This window comes from Rhodococcus sp. NPDC004095, from assembly GCF_053604015.1.
The window spans coordinates 18,370-38,967 of sequence record NZ_JBSGGS010000005.1 but is presented as its reverse complement, the minus strand read 5'-3'; the positions used below and the strand labels follow the sequence as shown (position 1 = coordinate 38,967).

The 20,598-nt window shown below is 71.9% G+C and carries 14 protein-coding genes and 1 tRNA gene; 6 read left to right on the top strand and 9 right to left on the bottom strand.

Features of this window, described 5'->3' with window-relative positions; translation table 11 throughout:
* Positions 1 to 93: 93 nt before the first annotated feature.
* Together acpS and ACWEPG_RS10840 are read right to left on the bottom strand one after the other, a co-directional pair.
* Positions 94 to 507 (bottom strand): holo-ACP synthase AcpS, encoded by a 414-nt coding sequence (acpS, locus tag ACWEPG_RS10845; protein WP_450117117.1) that lies wholly within the window; start codon positions 505 to 507, stop codon positions 94 to 96.
* Complete coding sequence (locus ACWEPG_RS10840; protein WP_452594375.1) at positions 508 to 9,807, bottom strand: fatty acid synthase subunit beta domain-containing protein; 9,300 nt, start codon at positions 9,805 to 9,807, stop codon at positions 508 to 510.
* Between the two features lie 448 nt (positions 9,808 to 10,255).
* Between ACWEPG_RS10840 and ACWEPG_RS10835 the strand changes: the two genes are divergently transcribed.
* The 3 genes from ACWEPG_RS10835 (at position 10,256) to ACWEPG_RS10825 (ending at position 11,200) form a co-directional block, all read left to right on the top strand.
* Positions 10,256 to 10,340: transfer RNA gene (locus ACWEPG_RS10835), tRNA-Leu, on the top strand.
* An 87-nt stretch (positions 10,341 to 10,427) separates the two neighbouring features.
* Positions 10,428 to 10,829: a transcriptional regulator gene (locus ACWEPG_RS10830; RefSeq protein WP_450117237.1), complete on the top strand. Its 402-nt coding sequence runs from the start codon at positions 10,428 to 10,430 to the stop codon at positions 10,827 to 10,829.
* Complete coding sequence (locus ACWEPG_RS10825) at positions 10,826 to 11,200, top strand: DUF3817 domain-containing protein (protein ID WP_450117238.1); 375 nt, start codon at positions 10,826 to 10,828, stop codon at positions 11,198 to 11,200. Before ACWEPG_RS10830 ends, ACWEPG_RS10825 begins: the two co-directional genes overlap by 4 nt.
* An 89-nt stretch (positions 11,201 to 11,289) precedes the next feature.
* Here the strand turns inward: ACWEPG_RS10825 and rdgB are convergent, their stop codons facing one another.
* From rdgB to clpS, 7 genes are all read right to left on the bottom strand, one after another.
* Complete coding sequence (gene rdgB, locus ACWEPG_RS10820) at positions 11,290 to 11,892, bottom strand: RdgB/HAM1 family non-canonical purine NTP pyrophosphatase (RefSeq protein WP_452594537.1); 603 nt, start codon at positions 11,890 to 11,892, stop codon at positions 11,290 to 11,292.
* 34 nt (positions 11,893 to 11,926) lie between these two features.
* Positions 11,927 to 12,709 carry a ribonuclease PH gene (gene rph, locus ACWEPG_RS10815; protein WP_450116984.1) on the bottom strand — a complete coding sequence of 261 codons (783 nt, stop codon included), beginning with the start codon at positions 12,707 to 12,709 and terminating at the stop codon, positions 11,927 to 11,929.
* 95 nt (positions 12,710 to 12,804) lie between these two features.
* A complete protein-coding gene (locus ACWEPG_RS10810; protein WP_450116983.1) occupies positions 12,805 to 13,563 on the bottom strand; it encodes a cyclic nucleotide-degrading phosphodiesterase in 759 nt (252 codons plus the stop codon).
* 133 nt (positions 13,564 to 13,696) lie between these two features.
* Positions 13,697 to 14,344, bottom strand: a complete 648-nt coding sequence (locus tag ACWEPG_RS10805) for a rhomboid family intramembrane serine protease (RefSeq protein ID WP_450116982.1) — start codon at positions 14,342 to 14,344, stop codon at positions 13,697 to 13,699.
* 52 nt (positions 14,345 to 14,396) lie between these two features.
* A complete protein-coding gene (locus ACWEPG_RS10800) occupies positions 14,397 to 15,467 on the bottom strand; it encodes a P1 family peptidase (RefSeq protein WP_450116981.1) in 1,071 nt (356 codons plus the stop codon).
* The gene (gene aosR, locus ACWEPG_RS10795; RefSeq protein WP_450116980.1) at positions 15,464 to 16,039 is read right to left on the bottom strand and encodes an oxidative stress transcriptional regulator AosR; all 576 of its coding nucleotides are present in this window, start codon (positions 16,037 to 16,039) and stop codon (positions 15,464 to 15,466) included. Before aosR ends, ACWEPG_RS10800 begins: the two co-directional genes overlap by 4 nt.
* A 39-nt stretch (positions 16,040 to 16,078) precedes the next feature.
* Complete coding sequence (gene clpS / locus ACWEPG_RS10790; protein ID WP_450116979.1) at positions 16,079 to 16,426, bottom strand: ATP-dependent Clp protease adapter ClpS; 348 nt, start codon at positions 16,424 to 16,426, stop codon at positions 16,079 to 16,081.
* A 124-nt stretch (positions 16,427 to 16,550) separates the two neighbouring features.
* On the opposite strand from clpS, the gene ACWEPG_RS10785 reads away from it, so the two are divergent.
* Genes ACWEPG_RS10785 through ACWEPG_RS10775 form a run of 3 tightly spaced genes read left to right on the top strand, consistent with a single transcriptional unit; the run spans position 16,551 to position 20,557 of the window.
* A complete protein-coding gene (locus ACWEPG_RS10785) occupies positions 16,551 to 17,882 on the top strand; it encodes a nicotinate phosphoribosyltransferase (RefSeq protein WP_452594374.1) in 1,332 nt (443 codons plus the stop codon).
* Positions 17,883 to 17,893: 11 nt separating this feature from the next.
* Positions 17,894 to 18,514 carry an isochorismatase family protein gene (locus ACWEPG_RS10780; RefSeq protein WP_450116977.1) on the top strand — a complete coding sequence of 207 codons (621 nt, stop codon included), beginning with the start codon at positions 17,894 to 17,896 and terminating at the stop codon, positions 18,512 to 18,514.
* Between the two features lie 9 nt (positions 18,515 to 18,523).
* The gene (locus ACWEPG_RS10775) at positions 18,524 to 20,557 is read left to right on the top strand and encodes an ATP-dependent DNA helicase (protein WP_450116976.1); all 2,034 of its coding nucleotides are present in this window, start codon (positions 18,524 to 18,526) and stop codon (positions 20,555 to 20,557) included.
* The last annotated feature ends 41 nt before the right edge of the window (positions 20,558 to 20,598 follow it).

Below are 20,598 nucleotides of genomic sequence, written 5' to 3'. Positions count from 1 at the left end.
CTCACCCGCGGCGGAAACCCTGGAGCCGAACACAGCGGCGGGGCCGGGCGGCGGATCCACTCCACCGTCCGGCCCCGCCGGTTGTGCCAGTTGTCAGCGCGTCACGGGCGCGACGAGGTCGGGTTCCTCGATGACGACCATCGCACCGGCCATGTCCCCGTCGTGGGTCAGCGACAGGTGGATGATCGCGCCAGGCAGGAACTGGGCGGCCTCGTCGTGCAGCTTGATCGACGGCCGGCCCCAGGCGTCGTTGACGACCTCGACCTGCACGTAGGCGTTGTCACCGACGGCCGGTGGCCGGGCGAACCTGGAGGACGCCCACGCCTTGATCACCGCTTCCTTCGCGGCCCAACGGACGGCGTAGTGCCGGGCCGGGTCGCCCTTGGCCTCGCAGTAGCGACGCTCCCCCGGCCGGAAGCTCGACTTCATCGCCGTGCCCGGCCGGGACAGCTGTTCCGCGAACTCGGACACCGTCACCAGGTCGAAACCGATCCCCAGAATGGCCATCTACTTGCACCCCGGCATCTCGGAGCGGTAGACGTCGCCGTCACCGAGGCGCGCGGCCTCGGAGAGCAGCACGCTCGCCTCGAGTTCACGGGCCGCCTTCGCGGGCACCGAGTCGCCGCCGAAGCGCCGGTCCGCGGGCCGCTCGTACAGGTCCGCGCCACCGCACATCGCGGACGCCAGCCTGCGCTGACCCTCGACGGTCCGCGTGCGGGCCTGCTCCAGGTATGCCTCCCGCTCGGCCGCGGGGACCGACTCGACGAACGCCTGCGGGTGCACGACCGCGATCAGACCGGAGACGTGGCCGAAGCCGAGGCTGGTCAGCAGGCCCGCCTTGAGCGGGAACTGCTCACCGAACTTCAGCGCCTCGCGCGGCCACACCAGGTGCGAGTACTCGGCCATCTTGTCGTCGACGCAGTCCAGGCTGCGGTTCGGCGGCACGACGCCCTGTCCGAGGACCTGGCACAGGCCGATCAGCTGGAACGCCGCCGCACCACCCTTCGCGTGCCCGGTGAGGGTCTTCTGCGAGACGACGAACAGCGGGGCGCCTTCGCTGCGGCCCAGGGCCGCCGCGAGCCGCTCGTGCAGCTCGGCCTCGTTCGGGTCGTTCGCCGCGGTCGAGGTGTCGTGCTTGGAGATCACCGAGATGTCGTCCGCGGTGACGCCGAGCGCGTTGAGCGACAGCGCCAGCTGCGAATCCTGGCCGCCGCGACCGGCGCCGAGGGCACCGATGCCGGGAGCCGGAATCGAGGTGTGCACACCGTCGGCGAACGAACCCGCCCAGGCGACCACACCGAGCACCGGCAGACCCATCGCGAGCGCCAGGTCACCCCGGGCCAGCAGGATCGTGCCGCCACCGGCGGACTCGACGAACCCGCCGCGCCTGCGGTCGTTGGCCCGCGAGAACCGGCGGTCGGCGATGCCCTTGGCGGTCATCTCCTCCGACTTCGCGGTGGCGGACATGTCACCGAACCCGACGATGCCCTCGATGCCGAGGTCGTCGAAGCCGCCGGCGACCGCGAACGTCGCCTTGCCGAGGCGGATCTTGTCGACGCCCTCCTCGACGGACACCGCGGCCGTGGCGCAGGCCGCGACGGGGTGCACCATCGCGCCGTAGCCGCCGACGTACGACTGCATGACGTGCGCGGCGATGACGTTCGGCAGCGCCTCCTGCAGGATGTCGTTCTGCCGCGACTCCCCGAGCAGGGTGTCGATGTACAGCGACCGCATCGACGTCATGCCGCCCATGCCTGTGCCCTGCGTGTTGGCCACCGTCGACGGGTGCACCCAGCGCAGCAGCTCGGACGGGGTGAAGCCGCTGGTCAGGAACGCGTCGACGGTGGAAACGAGGTTCCACAGGCCGACCCGGTCGACCGACCCGGCCATGTCCGCGGGGATGCCCCACGTGGTGACGTCGAACCCGGTCGGGATCTGGCCGCCGACGGTGCGGGTCAGCTTCGCCTTGCGCGGCACCCGGATCTCGGTGCCCGCGCGGCGGGTGACCTGCCAGTCGCCGCTCTCCGGGTCCTGCGACGCGACGGTGTGCTCCGGATCGGAGTCGACGAACGCCTGCGCCTCGGCCTCGGATCCGACCACGAAGCTCAGGTCGTTGTCGAGGAACACCGACGTCATCAGCGGCATGGTGTTGTCGACCATGGCGCCCTCGTCGACGTACCGGCGGATGCCGCAGCGCTCGACGACGATGTCGTGGTAGCGGTCCGCGATCTCCTCCTCCGGCACGAGCTCACCGGTCTCGGCGTCGTACCAGCCCGGCTGCGGATCCTGTTCCCAGGCGACGAGCCCGGTGTTCCAGGCCAGCTCGAGGACGCCGGCCGCGGAGAGCTGCTCGTCGACCTCCATCTCAAAGCGGGTGCGGGCCGAGCCGTACGGGCCGAGCTCTCCGGCGCCGACGATGACGACCAGGTCCGCCGGGGTGACGTCCAGTTCGGGCCACGCCGGGGCGGGCAGCTCGTCGATGATCCGCGGCGGTGCGGGCAGCGCCGCGATCGTCTCACCCTCGGGTTCGACGTCCGCGTCCTCCTGCTCGGCCTCCGCGGCGGCACGGGCGAGCGCCACCAGGTCCAGCTGCGCGTCACCGAGTCCGCCGGTGAGGTCGATCGTGACCGGTGCGGCCGCGGCCTGCTTCACCGTTTCCGCGGTGCAGGCACCGAGCAGCTGCTCGGCCATCTCGTCCGTCGACCAGGTGCGCACGCCCTTGGCCTCGACGGCGTCGACCATCGGGTCGTTGCCGCCCATCAGGCCGGTACCGCGCACCCACCCGATCAGCGCGTGCACCAGCGTGACGCGCTCGGCCCAGCTGCGCTCCGCGTTCCAGCGGCCGACCAGCGCGTCGAGCGCCGCCTTCGACTCGCCGTACGCGCCGTCGCCGCCGAACAGACCACGGTTCGGCGAACCGGGAAGCACCACGTGCAGGTGGGTGTCGACGTCGCGGTCGTAGCCGATCGCGGACAGCCCGGCGACCAGCCGCTCGACCGACCACAGCAGGACCCGCATCTCCATCTCGGCGCGGGCGCCGGCGTCGGAGAGCTCACCCATCACGCGCGGTGCGGCGAACGGGAAGAGCAGCGTCGGGGTGACGGCCTCCTTCACCAGCTTCTTGGCACCGCCCGCGGTCTCGGTCTGCTCCTGGCCGATCCAGTCGATCAGTGCGTCGACGTCGGTGTACGACGCCATGTTGGCGGGCACCACCCACAGGGACGCGCCGGCACGGGCGTTGTCGCGGTACAGCTTCCGGTAGAAGCCGAGCCGCTCCTCGTCCAGGCGGGAGGTGGTGACGAACACCGTCGCACCGCCGCGAAGCAGCTGTCCGGTGACGGACGCCGCGATCGACCCCTTGCTGGCACCGGTCACGACCGCGACCTGGTCCGACCACGGACCGGACAGCGCGTCCTTGACCTGCGCCGCCTCGGCGATGGTCGCGTAGACGCCGACCAGTTCCTCGCGGCCCTCGGCCTCGGCGCGACGCCGCCAGAAGTCGGCGTGCGACGCCACGGCGCTGCCTGCGCCGGTGAAGTCGGAGTCGGTGACGGACACGACGGTCGCATGGTCGCCGATCCACAGCCGGGCCAGGTCCTCACGGGCCGACGCCCAGCGGTCGTCGAACAGCACCGCCTTGCGGGCGTCGAAGGCAGGCGCGACCAGGCGCGGCCAGTCGGAGCCGAGCTCCGCGGAGACCAGGTCGACCAGCTCGGTGTCGGCCTCGGCGACCGCCGCGGCGGCCTGATCGGCCAGGCCGAGCTGCTCCAGCACCAGCCGGGCCGCCGACGCGAGCACGCCGTTGCGTCCGGTGATGTGCTCGGTGAACTCACCGAGTGCCGCCGCGTCGACGGTGCCACCGGCGCCGCCGCCTGCCGCAGGCATGGACACCGCGACCCCGCGGCGCGCCGCGACCGACTGCACGGCCGCGTCGATCACCGCGTCGACGGCGCCGCCGTCGGACAGTGCGCCCTCGTGCAGGCCGCCCATCGCTCCGCCGCGGACGCTGGAGCCGTCGCGGGTGCCGAGCGCCACCTCTGCGGTGACGTGGCTGGCCCAGCCCGCGCCGAGCTCCCACACCTTGGTGACGCGCTCGGCGATCGCCGCCGGACGCTTGCCGGACGGGCCGAACACCTTGCGCAGGTGGTCATTGAGCGAGTCGGACAGCACCGGGCCGAACGGCTTGTAGGTGCGGGCCAGCTTGTTGACGGTCACCGCGAGCGAGCCCATGTCGGCGTCCGCCGCACCGTCGATCGCACCGAGCGACAGCTCGGAACCGAGGTCGACGAGCAGCTGGTTGCGGCGCGAGGACACGCCGTCGCACAGCGCCTCGATGGTGTCCGCCGGGCCGATCTGGTCCGGGCGCAGCTTCGTCCACAGCGCGATCAGCACGTTGGTGGCGTCGGACGCCGCGAACGCGATGTCGTCGGGACGCGGGCCGCCGGCCGCCGCGGCCGGGGCCGCGGCGGGAGCCGGAGCCGCGGCCGCCGGAGCGGCCTCCGCGGCCGGGGCGGCCGGAGCCTCGGGCTCGTCGTCGACCGGAGCGGGGTCGGTGTCCGTGGAGTACACGACGCCGGCCTCGCGCTCGATGTTGAGCACCTCGACCGGGCCACCGACGCGACCGGGCAGCTTCAGGGTCTGCGACGCCAGGTTCGCGACGGTCGGGGTCGCGGCCAGACCGATCTCGACGAACCGCTCGATCCCGAGACCGCCGTCGGCCTCCTCGCCGAACAGCAGGTCCTGGGTCTCGATCCAGCGCACCGGGCTGGCGAACTGCCAGGCCAGCAGCTCGGCGAGCACGACGCGGGTCAGCTCGACCGGCTTCGCCGACCAGCTGTCGAAGTCGGCGAGGACCGCGTTCAGCTGCTCGGAGGGCACCAGGTCCGCGATCTCCTGGATGAAGTCCCGGCCGAGGTTGAACGGCTTGGGCACCAGGTTCGGGATGTAGCGGCCGATCAGGATTGCCGGGTCGATCTCCTCGGGCAGCAGCTTGAGCAGCCGCTCCCGGAAGTCGTCGACGCCGCCGCGCAGAACGTTCGAGTGGAAAGGCACGTCGATGCCGGGGATGACGATGAACGCCCGCTTGCCGCCGATCTCGGCGCGCTTGCGGTCGATCTCCTTCTCCAGGGCGTCGAGGCCGGCGACGGTGCCGGCGATCGCGTACTGAGAACCGCGCAGGTTCAGGTTCACGATCTGCAGGAACTCGCCGGTCTCCTCGGCGATGCCCGACACGAACACCTCGAGATCGGCGTCGTCGACACCGAACTGCGACGGCCGGATCGCGGCCAACCGGTAGTTGGAGCGACCGTTCGCGTCGCGCGGCACCAGAGCATGCATGGCCGAGCCACGCTGGAACACGACCTCGAGCACCGCCTCGAGCGGCAGCACCCCGGCGACCGCGGCAAGCGCGTTGTACTCACCGACCGAGTGACCGGCCAGGTACGAACCCTCGACGAAGGCACCGGCCTCGCGCAGCTCCGCAACCTGCGCGACACCGAGCACGGCCATCGCGACCTGCGTGAACTGCGTCAGGTGCAGCACGCCGTCCGGATGCTTGTGGGTGACGCCCCGGGCCTTCACGACGGTCGGGTTGTCACGAACGATGGCGAGGATCGAGAAGCCGAGAGTCTCGCGGGTGTGCTTGTCGGCGCGGTCCCAGATCTCGCGGGCGGCCTTGGAGCGGGCGCGCGCGTCCAGACCCATCCCGGGTCGCTGGATGCCCTGGCCGGGGAACGCGTACACCGTCTTCGGGGCCGCGGTGCGGCCGGTGGCGACCATGACGAGCTCGCCGTCGACACGGCAGCCGACCTCGACGATCTCGGCGCCGGCGTCGTGCGCGACGCGGTCGACGCGGACGTCGATCAGCGCGCCGGGGCGGACCATGCCGAGGAATCGGGCGGTCCACGCGGTCAGGCGACGTGCCGGGACCGTGGCCTCCGGGTCGACGGCGACGACGACCTGCTGGGCGGCGGCCGACAGCCACATGCCGTGCACGATCGGGCTGCCGAGCCCGGCGAGCAGCGCGGCGTTGTCGGAGGTGTGGATCGGGTTGTGGTCCCCGGAGACCTGCGCGAACGCGGCCATGTGCCGGGGCGCGACGATCGTGGTCTGGCGGCGGCGACGACGCGGGGTGTCGACGGCGGCCTCGGTGAGCGAACCACCGGCGCGCTGCGGATCGGCCAGTTCGGCCTTGCCGCTGCGGCCGCGGATCGCGAAGCGCTCGACCATCGTCGCGAACGTCGGGGCGGCGGTGCCCTGCTCGCCGCGCATGGCGCCGACCTCGACGTGGACCTCGACGACGCGACCGAGGTCGGTGTCGACGACGGAGACACCCTCGGCCTTGACGGTCAGGACCGCCGCGTCGGCCGGGACGGCGTCGACCAGGTTGACCGCGTGGTCGAGGTGGACCAGGTCGAGCATGCCCTCGATGGCGTGCACGCCGTCGGTGGTCTGCGCGGCACCGAGCACCGCGAACACCGCCGGCCAGCAGGCGCCGACGAGCACGTCCGGCACCACGTTCGCGCCGGGCACCAGCGACGTCGGCAGCCCGGAGGCGGTGACGCCCGAGTGGTCGGCGACCAGGTCGGGGATCCAGGCGACGTTCAGGCGGGCGACGTCACCCTTGACGGTCGGCAGTTCCTGGCCGGCCGCGACAGCGAGCAGCGCCGACATCGCGGCCTCGGCGTCCTCGGCGGTGACCACGGGGGCGCCGCCGTCGCGGGTGGAGTCGGGGACGGTGATCGCGATGGTGACCGCACGGTCGCCGACGAGCGGCACCCGCAGTTCGACGCGGCTGTCGTCGAGCAGACGCAGGGTGGCGCCGGTGGTGGCGTGCGTGCCCTCCGTGTCGGTGACGGTCCAGGCGTCGAGGTCGCCGAGCCGGTGCACCGGGTTGCGGGTCAGGCGCGCGGCCCACAGGACGTCGGGCGCGGCGAGAACGAGACCGAACAGGCCTGCGCCCTCGGTGCGACGGCGACCCGCCACGGCGAGCGGGGTGGCACCTGCGGCGAGCAGTTCGTCGGTGGTGGCCTTCTCGAAGCGGTCGAGCAGGTCACCGACCGGCTCGTCGGCGCGGGTGATGCCGGCAACGGCGACCGTGCCGGGGATGATGCACACCTGGTCGGCGGAGTAGCGCGGGTCGTGGGCCTGCCACAGCGAGTCGGACCGCCACCAGCGGCGCACGTCCTTGTCGACCACCGGCACGAAGTTCACCGGCTTGCCGGGGGTCTTGCACAGTGCGACGAAGAACGCGACGTCGGCCGGGTGCAGCACGGTGGTCCCGGCGTCCGGGAAGCACGCGCGCAGGGTGCACAGGGCGGCCTCGGGACGCTCCAGGATCTGCTCGTCCGCGAACTGGGTGACGATCGGGCCGCGGTCGTTGCGGTGCAGCCGGGCCTCGGCGCGCTGCAGCATCTGCGCGAACCGGTCCCGCCAGGTGATGTCCAGCCAGACCGACTCGGTGGCGTCGGCGTACGCCTGGGCCCAGTCGGTGCCGCAGTCGAACTCCTTGGCCGCGTCGATCCCGACGGCCAGTTCGAGGTAGCGGCGCAGCCAGCGCTCGTAGGTCATGGTGGCGACGTCGCCGAAGTACGGCTTCGCGGTCACGTCGAGGGCGGCGATGATCTCGTCGCGACGCTTCGCGACGGCCTTCTCGTCGCCGGCGACCTCGTCGAGGAGGCGGCCGGTGCGGGAGGCGGCGTTGTCGATCTCGTGGATGTCGGCGCCGAGCTGGCTGCGACCCGAGGACATGCCACCGGTCGCGGTGCCCGCGGCGACCCAGTCGGGGGTGCCGGGGGTGTCCACGAGCATCTGCTTGACGTCGGGCGAGGTGGTGGCCTCGAGGGTGGCCATCGCGGCGGTGCCGACGAGGATGCCGTCGACCGGCATCGCCGGGTAGCCGAGCTGCTCGGACCAGCGTCCGGTCAGGTAGTCGGCGGCCCGCTCCGGGGTGCCGATGCCGCCGCCGACGCAGATCACCAGGTTCGGCCGCGCACGCAGCTCCGAGTAGGTGCTCAGCAGCAGGTCGTCGAGGTCCTCCCACGAGTGGTGGCCACCGGCGCGGCCGCCCTCGATGTGTGCGATGACCGGGAAGTCGGGCACCTCGGCGGCGATCCGGATCACGGACTTGATCTGCGCGACGGTGCCCGGCTTGAACGCGACGTGGGTGATGCCGGCCTCGCCGAGGTCGCCGATGATCGCGACGGCTTCCTCGAGCTCGGGGATGCCCGCGGTCACGACGACGCCGTCGAACGGGGCGCCCGCGGCGCGGGCCTTCGGGACGAGGCGCTTGCCGCCCACGTGCAGCTTCCACAGGTACGGGTCGAGGAACATCGAGTTGAACTGGACCGCGCGGCCGGGCTCGAGCAGCGAGGACAGCTCGGCGACGTGGTCGGCGAAGATCTTCTCGGTGACCTGGCCGCCACCGGCGAGCTCCGCCCAGTGGCCGGCGTTGGCGGCGGCCGCGACGATCTTCGGGTCGACGGTGGTCGGGGTCATGCCGGCGAGCAGGATCGGCGAGCGGCCGGTCAGCTTGGTGAACGCGGTCTCGACGGCGACCTTGCCGTCGGGCAGCGACACCAGCGACGGGCGGAACGACGACCACGCCTTGGCCACCTCGGGTGCCGCACCCGGGGTGAGCAGGCTGCGCTGGCCGCCGCGGGTGGAGACGGCGACGATGCCGACGCCGCTGCCGCGCAGCGGTCCGGCGGTCATGCGGGTCAGCAGGTCGCCGGGGCCCAGGTCGAGGATCCAGGCGGCGCCGGCGTCGACGACGGAATCGACGTCGGCGACCCAGTCGACGGAGTCGGTGAAGCAGGCGCGGGCCAGGCGGGTGGCGCGCTCGACGTCGAGGCCACAGCGGGTGGCCCAGGCGCCGACGGTGTCGACTGCGTCGGACAGCGCGGGGTGGTGGAATCCGACCTCGACGGCAACGGGCTCGAACACCGGCGAGAACACGGCACCGCCGCGCTTCTTGGCCTCGCGCTCGGCGGCCTCCTCGGCGGCGATCTGCTCGGCGCGCTGCTGCACGCGGGCGAGCTGTGCCGGCGGGCCGGACAGCACGACGCGGCGACGCCCGTTGCGGATGGCCATGACGACGCCGCGCTCGGCGTCGACGCCTGCGGCGAGCTCGTCGACGATGGCCTGCATGCGGGCCGGGTCGACGTCGGAGACCGCCAGCATCGGGGTGCGCTCGCCGCTGCCGATGATGCCGCGCCGACGGCCGACCAGGACCGCCGCGGCACCGATGAGCTGGGAGATGGCGAGCAGCGCGCCGTCGGAGGCGCCGCCGTCGGCGACGGAGTCGGCGGCAACCTTGCCCTGCGAGTGCCCGATCACCGCGACCGGCGCGGTCTGTGCGGGGTCGAGGCCCTGCAGGCGCAGCGATCGCAGCGCGGCCAGCTGGGTGAGCAGCACGCCGGGCATCGACACCGACGCGGAGGTCAGCGCCTCGGCGGACGGTCCGGCGTCGGTTGCGTCCTCGTCGGCGACGTCCCGTTCCAGGATCCAGCCGATGGGGTCGAAGCCGATCGGCCGGACCACGAGGAGGTCCTGCGCGACGGGCGCGAGCGCGTCCGCCGCCTCGTTGACAAGTGCGGTGAGGTCGGGCTCGAGGCCGTTGTCACGGATGAGTTCCTCGAGCGATTCGAGCCAGGCGGCACCCTGTCCGCCGAAGGCCAGTGCGTAGGGTTCGCCGGCGACAAGCCGATCCCGCAGGGGTGACTTCGCGGCGCCGGCCCGGGCCGGCGCGAACCGGGCACCCGAGGTGCCGTCGCCGTTGCCCAGTGGTGTGCTCTCGTCGATCGTCACGCTGGATGGTCCTCTCCTGGTCGGAACCCGCCGACGTCACAACCTCCCGACGGCGCATCGTCGCGCTCGCGGGCGGTTCTTCGGGGGGTGCGAACAGGGTGACACAGGATCATGAGGAATTCCTCACGTTTACCGTCCAGGTGCGGTGTTCTACCAGGTAGTAGGCGTGACGCAGCTCACAGGACAGTCGTCCAAGTGACTTTCCGGTAAGGAAGAACGCGCTGGCAGTGCGAAGTACCCGTGAGTAGCAAAGTTGAGGAATCCCTCACATTGATCGTTATCCAACCGTTATTTTTGTGGTTCGAGCATCGAAGTCCTCTTTACCTTCACGGCCGACCCCTGCGGCGTCGGTGTTGGAGGGCGTCGGATCGGCCCACAGAAACCAGTTCGGGGGGCAGACTCCTCGTGTGCGTCCGGCGACGATGCCGTGGCATAGTCTGTCCTGCACGCGCGAGTGGCGTAATTGGCAGCCGCGTCAGGTTTAGGTCCTGGTGTCTTCGGACGTGGGGGTTCGAGTCCCCCCTCGCGCACCACAGCTGGAGTTGTCGGGCAGGGCAACTGTGACCCTCACCTCCCCGACCACCGGCTTCACCCCTTCCCACCTCGGGTACCGTCGAGGTGTGGCCCGTACACCCTCCCGCCGCCGACCGGCACTGATCGTGTTCGTCATCGTTGCGGCCGCCGCATGCCTGGCTCTCGGCTACTGGCAGTGGACCCGCTTCGAGGCCGTCGGCGGTAACGGCCAGAATCTCGGCTACGCGTTCCAGTGGCCCCTGTTCGCCGCGTTCGTGGTCTACGCGTACCGCCGGTTCGTGCAGCTGGAGGACGTCGCACCCGAGGACCAGCCGAAGGCGGCCAACGGCGACGCACCCCGCGAGATCCCGGCCGATCTGCTGCCGCAGCGCAACCAGAAGGCCGCCGAGGTCCTCGACGCCGACGACCCCGACGACGAGGCCCACCAGGCGTACAACAACTACCTCGCGCAGCTCCGGGCGAGCGAGGCCGATAGGAGCAGCACGTGAGCACGGCCCCCGACGAGACCGTCACCACCACCGAAGTCCGCGACACCAAGAAGATCGCCTCGGCGCTGACGCGCTACCGGGCGCTCGCGTACATCACCGGCGTCTGGCTGCTGATCCTCACGGCCGAACTCATCTACAAGTACCTGATCCTGTCCGACGCGAGCAGCGCGCCGTCGTGGTTCTTCTACATCGGACAGGTGCACGGGCTGTTCTACATGCTGTACCTGGCCTTCACCATCGACCTGGCGATCAAGGCGCGCTGGAAGGCCACGACCATCGTCGCGACGGCGCTCGCCGGCACCATCCCGTTCCTCTCGTTCGTCGCCGAGCACCGGCGGACGAAAGAGGTCAAGGCCGCCTTCAACCTCTGAGAGCGCACTCCCCCTTCTTCCCGAATGGCCCATTCGTTCAGTTCAACTGAACGAATGGGCCATTCGGGAATTACGCGGGAGGTGGAACGTCAGCCGCGGGCCGCGAGAGCGGCGAGATCCCTGACCAGCTGGGCCAGCGCGCGGCCGCGGTGCGAGGCGGCGTCCTTCTCGGCCGGGGTGAGCTGCGCGGCGGTGCGTTCCTCCCCTTCGGGCCGGAACACCGGGTCGTAGCCGAAGCCGCCGTCGCCGTGGGGCTCGCGGGCGATCGACCCCGGCCAGGTCCCGCGGACCACGCGCTCGACGCCGCCCGGCACCACCAGCGCGCACGCGGACACGAACGCCGCGCCGCGCCGGTCGTCCGGGGTGTCGGACAGCTGCGCCAGCACCAGCGCGGTGTTCGCCGCGTCGTCGCCGTGACCGCCCGCCCAGCGCGCGGACAGCACACCCGGCATCGCGTTCAGTGCGTCGACCTCCAGCCCGGAGTCGTCGGCGACACAGGGCAATCCGGTGGCGGCGGCCCCGTCGCGAGCCTTGACGAGGGCGTTCTCCTCGAAGGTCGCGCCGGTCTCCGGCGTCTCGGGGAACTCCGGCACCTCGTTCAGGCCGACGAGTTCGATGCCCTCGACGCCTGCCGTCTCCAGCACCCGGCGCAGTTCGCCCAGCTTCTTCGCGTTCCGGGACGCGACGAGCAGCCGGACGGTGCCATCGGCGCCCGTATCCGACCGCTCAGGCACCGAACTTCTTCTTCTCGGGCGTCTTCGGCTCGGGCAGCTCGCCCGGGTACGGCAGCGCGAGCGCGGCCTTCTGCACCTCGAACAGCTGCTCGCAGCCGGCGAGGGCCGAGTCGAGCAGCTTGTCGAGGGTCGTGCGCGGGAAGGTCGCGCCCTCGCCGGTGCCCTGGATCTCGACGAGGGTGCCGGTGTCGGTCGCGACGACGTTCATGTCCACCTCGGCGCGGGAGTCCTCCTCGTACGGCAGGTCGAGCCGGACGCGGCCGTCGACGACGCCGACGCTGACCGCGGCGATGCCGCAGGAGATCGGCTGCGGATCGGACAGCAACTCGGCCGCCCGCAGGTAGCTGACGGCGTCGACCAGCGCCACGTAGGCACCGGTGATGGCCGCGGTGCGGGTGCCGCCGTCGGCCTGCAGCACGTCGCAGTCGATGGCGATGGTGTTCTCACCGATGGCGGCGAGGTCGATGCAGGCGCGCAGGGAGCGGCCGACGAGGCGGCTGATCTCCTGGGTGCGGCCGCCGACCTTGCCCTTGACGGACTCGCGGCCGCTGCGGGTGTGGGTCGCGGCGGGCAGCATCGCGTACTCGGCGGTCAGCCAGCCGAGGCCGGAGCCCTTCCGCCAGCGCGGCACGCCCTCCTCGACGCTGGCCGTGCACATCACGCGGGTGTTGCCGAACTCGACCAGCACCGAACCCGCGGGATGGCTGGTGAATCCTCGGGTGATCTTCACTTCGCGGAGCTCGTCGTCCGCCCTACCGTCCAGTCGTCTGCTCACCCCGGTGAGCCTAGTCGGCCGCGCCGACCGGACAACACAGTCGGCCGCCCGACGGGACAACACCGCCGGTTGCGCCGACCGGACGGCACGGCCGCTCAGATATCGAAGACGTCGCCCGCGCTGACGGCGTGGACGGGACCGGAGAACTCGGCCTTCGCCTCGGCGATGACGTCCTCGCGTGAGGTCCACGGCGGAATGTGGGTGAGCAGCAGCTCCCCGACCCCGGCGAGCGTGGCGAGCCTGCCTGCCTCCGCACCGGACAGGTGGATGCCGACGGGACGGTCCGGGTGGTGGGTCCACGACGCCTCGGACAGCAGCACGTCCGCATCGCGGGCGAGCTCGACCACCTGGTCGCACATGCCGGTGTCGCCGGTGTAGACCAGCGTGCGGCCGGTCGGGTTCGTGAATCGGAGGCCGTACGCCTCCGGCGGGTGGAACATCCGGGCCGACTGCACGGTGAGCCGGCCGTAGTCGAAGGTGCCGCCGTCGGTGAGGCGCCGGACGTCGAGGGTGTCGGAGACGTCGTCCATGCTGCCTGCGGACTCCGCGGAAGCGGATCCGATCCGGGGGTGGGTGTCCGCGGGGCCGTACAGCAGGGCCCGCCCGGCCGGCGGATTCGGGTGGTAGCGGCGCCACACCAGCAGTCCGGGGATGTCCAGGCAGTGGTCGGCGTGCAGGTGGGTCAGGAAGATCGACACCGCCCCGGGATCCTCGTACCGCTGCAGGGCACCGAGTACGCCGGGCCCGAAGTCGATGACGGCCGGCGGGGTGTCCGGTGCGGTGAGCAGATAGCCCGACGCAGGCGAGTCGGGCCCGCCGACGCTGCCCGAACAACCCAGGACGGTGATGCGCATAAGGGTCATGCTGCCACGCCCGGCCGGTGACGAAAAAGGATCGGCCCGAATCGAGACGAACGCACCCCGAACCGGCCGCTGAGCCTGCCGTCACACCCGCCCGCCCCCGGCCCCGATCCGGGCCGCCGGGCGACTACCGAGGCAGCGCTTTCGCCGCGCGCGCGGCCCGCACATCCGAGGCGAGGATCCAGGCGGCGAGGACACCACCGACCGCGCCGAACAGGTGTCCCTGCCACGACACCCCGGGCTGGCCGGGCAGCACGCCCCAGAGCATTCCGCCGTAGAACAGCAGGACCACGAGCCCCAGTGCCAGTTGCCCGAAGTGCCGGGTGAACAGGCCCCGGGCGATCAGGTAGGCGAGCCAGCCGAACACGAGCACCGATGCCCCGAGGTGGTTGGTGCCGGACCCGCCGGTCAGCCAGACCCCGAGGCCTCCGACCACCCAGATGATCGCGGTCGCCTCGAGCCCACGTGCGATGCCGGACAGCATCACCAGGAATCCGAGGACGAGCAGCGGGAGCGTGTTGGCGAGCAGGTGCCCCCAGCCGTAGTGCAGGACCGGCGCGAACAGGACGCCCCACAGCCCGCTGAGCGTGCGCGGCTCGACGCCGCCGCCGTCGAGCCGGTTGCCCACGAGCATGTCGATGAACTCGAGCACGTACAACCCGACCACGAAGGCGCTGATCGCGATCGCCGCCTGCTGCCACTGCGGCCGAGATCCGGTGGGGACGGGCGAATTCGACGGCCCGGGCACCGGGAAGGACGACGTGGGCTGGGTCATGCCCCGAGCCTACCCATGTGGGACCGGTCGGCGGGGGCTCACACGCGTTGACTCACCCGGCGAACGCGGACGGGAATTGGTCGCGGTAGCTGGGGATCCCGGCGACCGTGGTGGCGGAGAGGATCGCGTCGACGATCGACCGGGACACGACGTCCGCGGCGGCGGTGCACACGGCGTCGAGCACCGGCAGGTCGGGCGGGAACGCGGCCGGTACCTCGGCCGCGGGGGCGGGCAGGTCGTGTGTCCCGGTGGACAGCGCGAACAGGGTGTCGCCGTCGAGCGGTGAGTGCGCGGGGCGGATGGCGCGGGCCAGTCCGTCGTGCCCGGCGACCGCGACGCGGCGGCACGCGGCCTTGCTCAGCGGGGCGTCGGTGGCGACGACTCCGATGGTGGTGTTGAGGACGGTCCCCTTGCCGCCGAGTTCGACCGCGGCGGCGAGTTCCGCGGAGTCGGGCACCCGCAGTCCCCACGCGGCCGCGTCGCCGGGCGCGACCCCCCAGGGCAGTCCGGTGGCCGGGTCGAACACCGACCCGACCGGGTTGGCGACCACCAGCGCGGCCACGGTGGCGCCCGCGGCGGGCCCGTCGCCGAGCACGGCACTGGCGGTGCCGATGCCGCCCTTGAGGATTCCCGCACGGGCGCCGACGCCGGCACCGACACTCCCCCGCCGGAAGTCGGTGCGGGCGGCGTCCGCGGCGAGGAACCCGTGATCGGCGGTCGGGCGCACCGACCACTGCCCGACCGGCAGGTCGAAGATCACCGCGCCGGGCACGATCGGAACCACGTGACCGTCGGCATCCATCGGGATGCCGCGGCCGCGTTCCTCGAGCCAGCGCATCACCCCGTCGGCGGCAGCAAGGCCGTACGCGCTGCCACCGGTCAGCAGCACCGCATCCACCTTCCGGACGCTGTGACTGGGGTCGAGCAGGTCGGTCTCGCGGGTGCCGGGTCCGCCGCCGCGCACGTCGACCGCCGCGGTCGCCCCGCCGGCAGTGAGGACGACGGTGCAGCCGGTGGCCCGCCCGGACCCGAGAGTGGCGTCGGCGTCGAGTTCGTGGTGGTGGCCGACGAGCAGGCCTGCGACGTCGGTCAGGGCGTTTCGGGGCCCCGGCACCACCGTCACGGCAGGAGGACCTGGACCAGGGAGTCCTGCATCCAGGTGAGCCAGTGGTAGACGTCCAGGTGCGGCGCCCGCGGATCGTCGGGGTCGAGTTCGTCGGGGGTGTCGGCGTCGATCCCGATCGTGGTGCCGAGCGCGAGCCGGATGTCGTTGAGGCCGTACAGCCAGGATTCGGCCTGCTCGGGAGTGAGCACCACCTTGCCGCCGTCGGCGGGGACGGTCTGCAGGATCACCGCACCCGCGGCGACCTTGGCGTCGATGATCTCCGGCTCGTACAGGCTGCGCAGCGCGCCGTTGTCGTTGGCGTCGCGGGAATCGGGGTCCACCGTGTCGCGGCCGGACCCGAAGAAGTCCGGCAGCAGCCGGGCGAGCGTCGCGTCGGTCGGGGCGGCGGAGTTGCCGGTCCGCAGTCCGGTGAGTTCGGCGAGATCGTCCTGCGGCGCGGACGCCGACCGGTCCTCGAGCAGGCCGAGCACCGAGGTCACCAGCGACCTGAGTACCGACGCCTCCCTGGCATCCATCTCGGACCGGATCTTGACGCCGCCCAGCGAGTTCTTACGGCTCCATGTGCGCACGGGTGGTTACCTGGCAGTCCTTCCGAGTCAGGGGGTGGCTCAGCTGTCGCGCTGCATGGTGGCCCAGAGGCCGGCCGCGTGCAGGCGTTGCACGTCGTGCTCCATCTTGTCCCGGGAACCGGACGAGACGACCGCCTTGCCTTCCTTGTGCACCTGCATCATCAGATCGGTGGCCTTGGCCTTGCTGTAGCCGAACAGCTTCTGGAAGATGAACGTCACGTAGTGCATGAGGTTCACCGGATCGTCCCACACCACCGTCACCCAGGGCCGGTTCAGCGATTCGTCCTCGTCGGTGACCTCTGCCTGTTCGGGCAGCACCGAAGGAGCCGGGGTGGGCATGCTGGCCATCGGCACGGCCATGAGAGTGATGTACGGGCGCGGAGCCATATGTCCAGACTACGACGCCATCCGGACCAATTGAACACCGCGCGAGCAATACCCTGCGGACCACGCGCGCGAAACGCCGGGTCCACGCCGGTCCCGGCGGCCCGGCTGCTCGTAGGGTGACGGCGTGACGAACTCCCAGTGGTCCCAGCCCGCGACCAGCACCGCACTGCTCACCGACCAGTACGAACTGACGATGCTCGCGGCCGCGTTGGCCGACGGCTCGGCCGAGCGCCACTGCACCTTCGAAGCCTTCGCCCGCCGCCTCCCCGACGGCCGCCGCTACGGCGTCGTCGGCGGTGTCGAACGGCTGCTGGACGCGTTGGAGCGGTTCCGGTTCGGCGAACCCGAGCTGGCGGTCGCGTCGACGTTCCTCGACGACGACACCCTGGCCTGGCTGCGGGACTACCGGTTCACCGGCGACATCGACGGCTACCGGGAGGGCGAGTTGTACTTCCCGGGGTCGCCGATCCTGTCGGTCCGGGGCTCGTTCGCCGAGTGCGTCCTGCTGGAGACGCTGATCCTGTCGATCCTCAACCACGACAGCGCGATCGCGTCGGCGGCGGCCCGGATGATCAGTGCCGCCGACGGCCGGACGCTGATCGAGATGGGCTCCCGGCGCGCGCACGAGGAGTCCGCGGTCGCGTGCTCGCGCGCCGCCTACCTGGCCGGGTTCACCGCCACTTCCAACCTCGAGGCGGTGCGCCGCTTCGGCGTGCCCGGCGCGGGGACCAGCGCCCACTCGTACACCCTGCTGCACACCACCGCCGCGGGCCCGGACGAGGCGGCGGCGTTCCGCGGTCAGGTCGCCAAGCTCGGCGTCGGCACCACGCTGTTGGTGGACACCTACGACATCACCGAGGGCGTCAAGACCGCGATCGCGGTGGCCGGGCCGGAGCTGGGCGGCGTGCGGATCGATTCCGGCGACCTCGGGGTGTGGGCCCGGCAGGTGCGCCGCCAGCTCGACGATCTCGGCGCGACGAAGACGAGGATCGTGGTGTCCGGCGACCTGGACGAGTACGCGATCGCGGCACTGAGGGCCGAACCGGTGGACAGTTACGGCGTGGGGACCGCGCTGGTCACCGGGTCCGGTGCGCCCACCGCGGGAATGGTCTACAAGCTGGTCGAGGTCGACGGCATTCCGGTGGAGAAGCGCAGCAGCCAGAAGTCGTCGCGCGGCGGCGGCAAGTGCGCCATCCGGTTCGCCCGGACGACGGGGACGATCGTCGAGGAGGTCGTGTACCCGGCGGACGCACCGGTTCCGGACGGCGGCGGTCTGACCGGCCGTCCGCTGATGATCCCGATGGTCCGGGGCGGCGAGCTCGAACCCGACCTGCCCGGTCTCGACGACGCGCGGGAACTGCTCGCCCGGAACCTGGTGAGTCTGCCGTGGGAGGGCCTCAAGCTCTCGCACGGCGAGGCGGCGGTCCCGACGCGGTACGTCGGCGACTTCGCGTGAAGAATCGAGTCATGAGCACCACCATTCGCAGGGCCCTGATCATCGTCGACGTGCAGAACGACTTCTGCGAGGGCGGCTCCCTCGCCGTGACGGGTGGCGCAGCGGTCGCGGCGGCGGTCAGCGACTACCTGGCCACGCCGGGACGTCCGCGGTACGCCGCGATCGTCGCGACCGCGGACCGGCACATCGACCCCGGGCCGCACTTCTCCGACCGGCCCGACTTCCGCGACAGCTGGCCGCCACACTGTGTGGTCGGGACGCCGGGCACCGAGTTCCATCCGGCGCTGGACACCTCCGCGATCCAGGAGGTGTTCGGCAAGGGCAACTTCGCGGCGGCCTACTCCGGGTTCGAGGGCAGTTCGAGCGACGGCGACTCGCTCACCGACTGGCTGCAGGACCACGAGATCGCCGCCGTGGACGTGGTCGGGATCGCCACCGACCACTGCGTGCGCGCGACGGCGATGGATGCGGTCCGCGAGGGATTCGACACGCGGGTGCTGCTGGACTACACGGCCGGGGTGGCGCCGGACACGGTGCGGACGGCGCTGCATGCGATGCAGACCGCCGGGGTGACGCTCGTCGGCGGCGCGGCGCCGACGCCTCGCCGGGGTGGTCCGCTCCGCCGCCAGTAGGCTTGCCCGGTGCGTGAACTCCCCACCGTCCCCGAGTTGCTGTCCGCGGCCGTGCACGCTCTCGGTGGCGCCGAGCGGCGGAACCAGCTGACGATGGCGTCGGCGGTCGCGCACGCGATCGAGTCCGGGGAGCACCTCGCGGTGCAGGCAGGCACCGGCACCGGCAAGTCGCTCGCCTACCTGGTGCCGAGCGTGCGGCACGCGGTGGAGTCGGGCCGCACGGTGGTGATCTCGACGGCGACGATCGCGCTGCAGCGACAGCTGGTCGACCGGGACCTGCCGCGCCTCGCGAAGGCACTGAAGAAGGCACTCGGCCGGGAGCCCCGGTTCGCGATCCTCAAGGGCCGCAACAACTACCTGTGTATGAACAAGGTGCACACCGGCATGGCCGAACAGCCGGCACCGGAGACCGAACTGTTCGACGCGTTCGCGGTGTCCCGGCTCGGCCGGGAGGTGCAGCGGCTGACGAAGTGGTCGTCGGACACCGAAACCGGGGACCGTGACGAGCTGGTGCCCGGCGTCAGCGATCAGGCGTGGCGCCAGGTCAGCGTCACCGCCCGCGAGTGCCTCGGCAAGTCCCGCTGCCCGATCGGCGAGGACTGCTTCGCCGAGCGCGCCCGCGCGGAGGCCGCGCAGGTCGACGTCGTCGTCACCAACCACGCGCTACTGGCGATCGACGCCATCTCCGGGATCGCGGTGCTGCCCGAGCATGACGTGGTCGTGATCGACGAGGCGCACGAGCTGGTGGACCGGGTGACCGGCGTGGCGACCGCGGAGTTGGCGCCGGCGACGGTCAGCGCGGCCGCCCGGCGCTGCACGAAGCTGGTCGAGGAGCAGGACGCGGACCGACTCGAGGCGTCGTCGGAGGCATGGGCCGAGGTGCTCGAGGAGCTGCCCGCGGGACGGTGGGAACACCTGCCCGACGGTGCCGGGCAGGCCCTGGCCCTGGTCCGGGACGCCGCGTGGGCGGTGCGCACCGCGATCGGTCCGTCCCGGCCGGGTCAGGCGGCGGCCGATCCGGAGTCCGCGGCGGCGCGGGCGGCCGCGCTGTCGGCGGTCGACGAGGTGCACGACAGTGCCGTCCGGGTGCTCACGGCGTTCGACGAGCCCGATCCCGCCAAGCATCGGGACGTGGTGTGGCTGTCCGACGACGAGCGGCGCGGCAAGCTGGTGCGGATCGCGCCGCTGTCGGTCGGCGGGCTGCTGCGCAGCCGGTTGTTCGACGAGTCGACGGTGGTGCTCACGTCCGCGACCCTGACGGTCGGCGGATCCTTCGACGGTCTGGCGGTGGAGTGGGGGCTGCCGGCGCAGGCCTCGGTCCGGAGTGACACCGCGATGGCGACGGGCACCGAGGCCCCGTCCGACGACTCGGCCGCCAAGTGGAACGCTCTCGACGTCGGATCCCCTTTCGACCACGCGAAGGCCGGAATCCTGTACGTGGCCAAGCACCTTCCGCCGCCGGGCCGCGACGGCCTGTCACCACGGTTCCTCGACGAGATCGAGGAGCTGGTGACCGCGGCCGGTGGCCGCACGCTCGGACTGTTCTCCTCGACGCGGGCAGCGAAGGCGGCGGCCGCCGAGATGCGCCAGCGCCTCGACACGCCGGTGCTGTGTCAGGGCGACGACGCCACCGGACAGCTGGTGCGCAAGTTCGCCGAGGACGAGGCGACGTCCCTGTTCGGCACCCTGTCGCTGTGGCAGGGCGTGGACGTGCCGGGTCCGTCGCTCTCGCTGGTGATCCTGGACCGGATCCCGTTCCCCCGCCCGGACGACCCGCTCCTTGCGGCCCGGCAGCGCGCCGTCGAATCCCGCGGGGGCAACGGCTTTCTCGCCGTCTCGGCCAATCACGCCGCGCTGTTGCTGGCGCAGGGCGTCGGTCGCCTGCTGCGAAGCGTCGACGACAAGGGCGTGGTCGCGATGCTCGATTCCCGGTTGGCCACCGCCCGGTACGGCGGATACCTGCGCGCCTCGCTCCCCCCGTTCTGGGAGACCTCCGACCCGATCGTGGTCCGCAAGGCGCTGGAGCGGCTCGCGGGCGGCTGACGGCCGCCGAACGGCCCCGTCCCGAAGGGACCCCGAACAGT

Bases quoted from the DNA above. Each gene is read 5' to 3' on its own strand.
- acpS (WP_450117117.1), bottom strand. From the start codon at position 507: ATGGCCATTCTGGGGATCGGTTTCGACCTGGTGACGGTGTCCGAGTTC.
- ACWEPG_RS10810 (WP_450116983.1), bottom strand. From the start codon at position 13,563: ATGCGCATCACCGTCCTGGGTTGTTCGGGCAGCGTCGGCGGGCCCGAC.
- ACWEPG_RS10805 (WP_450116982.1), bottom strand. From the start codon at position 14,344: ATGACCCAGCCCACGTCGTCCTTCCCGGTGCCCGGGCCGTCGAATTCG.
- clpS (WP_450116979.1), bottom strand. From the start codon at position 16,426: ATGGCTCCGCGCCCGTACATCACTCTCATGGCCGTGCCGATGGCCAGC.
- ACWEPG_RS10780 (WP_450116977.1), top strand. From the start codon at position 17,894: ATGAGCACCACCATTCGCAGGGCCCTGATCATCGTCGACGTGCAGAAC.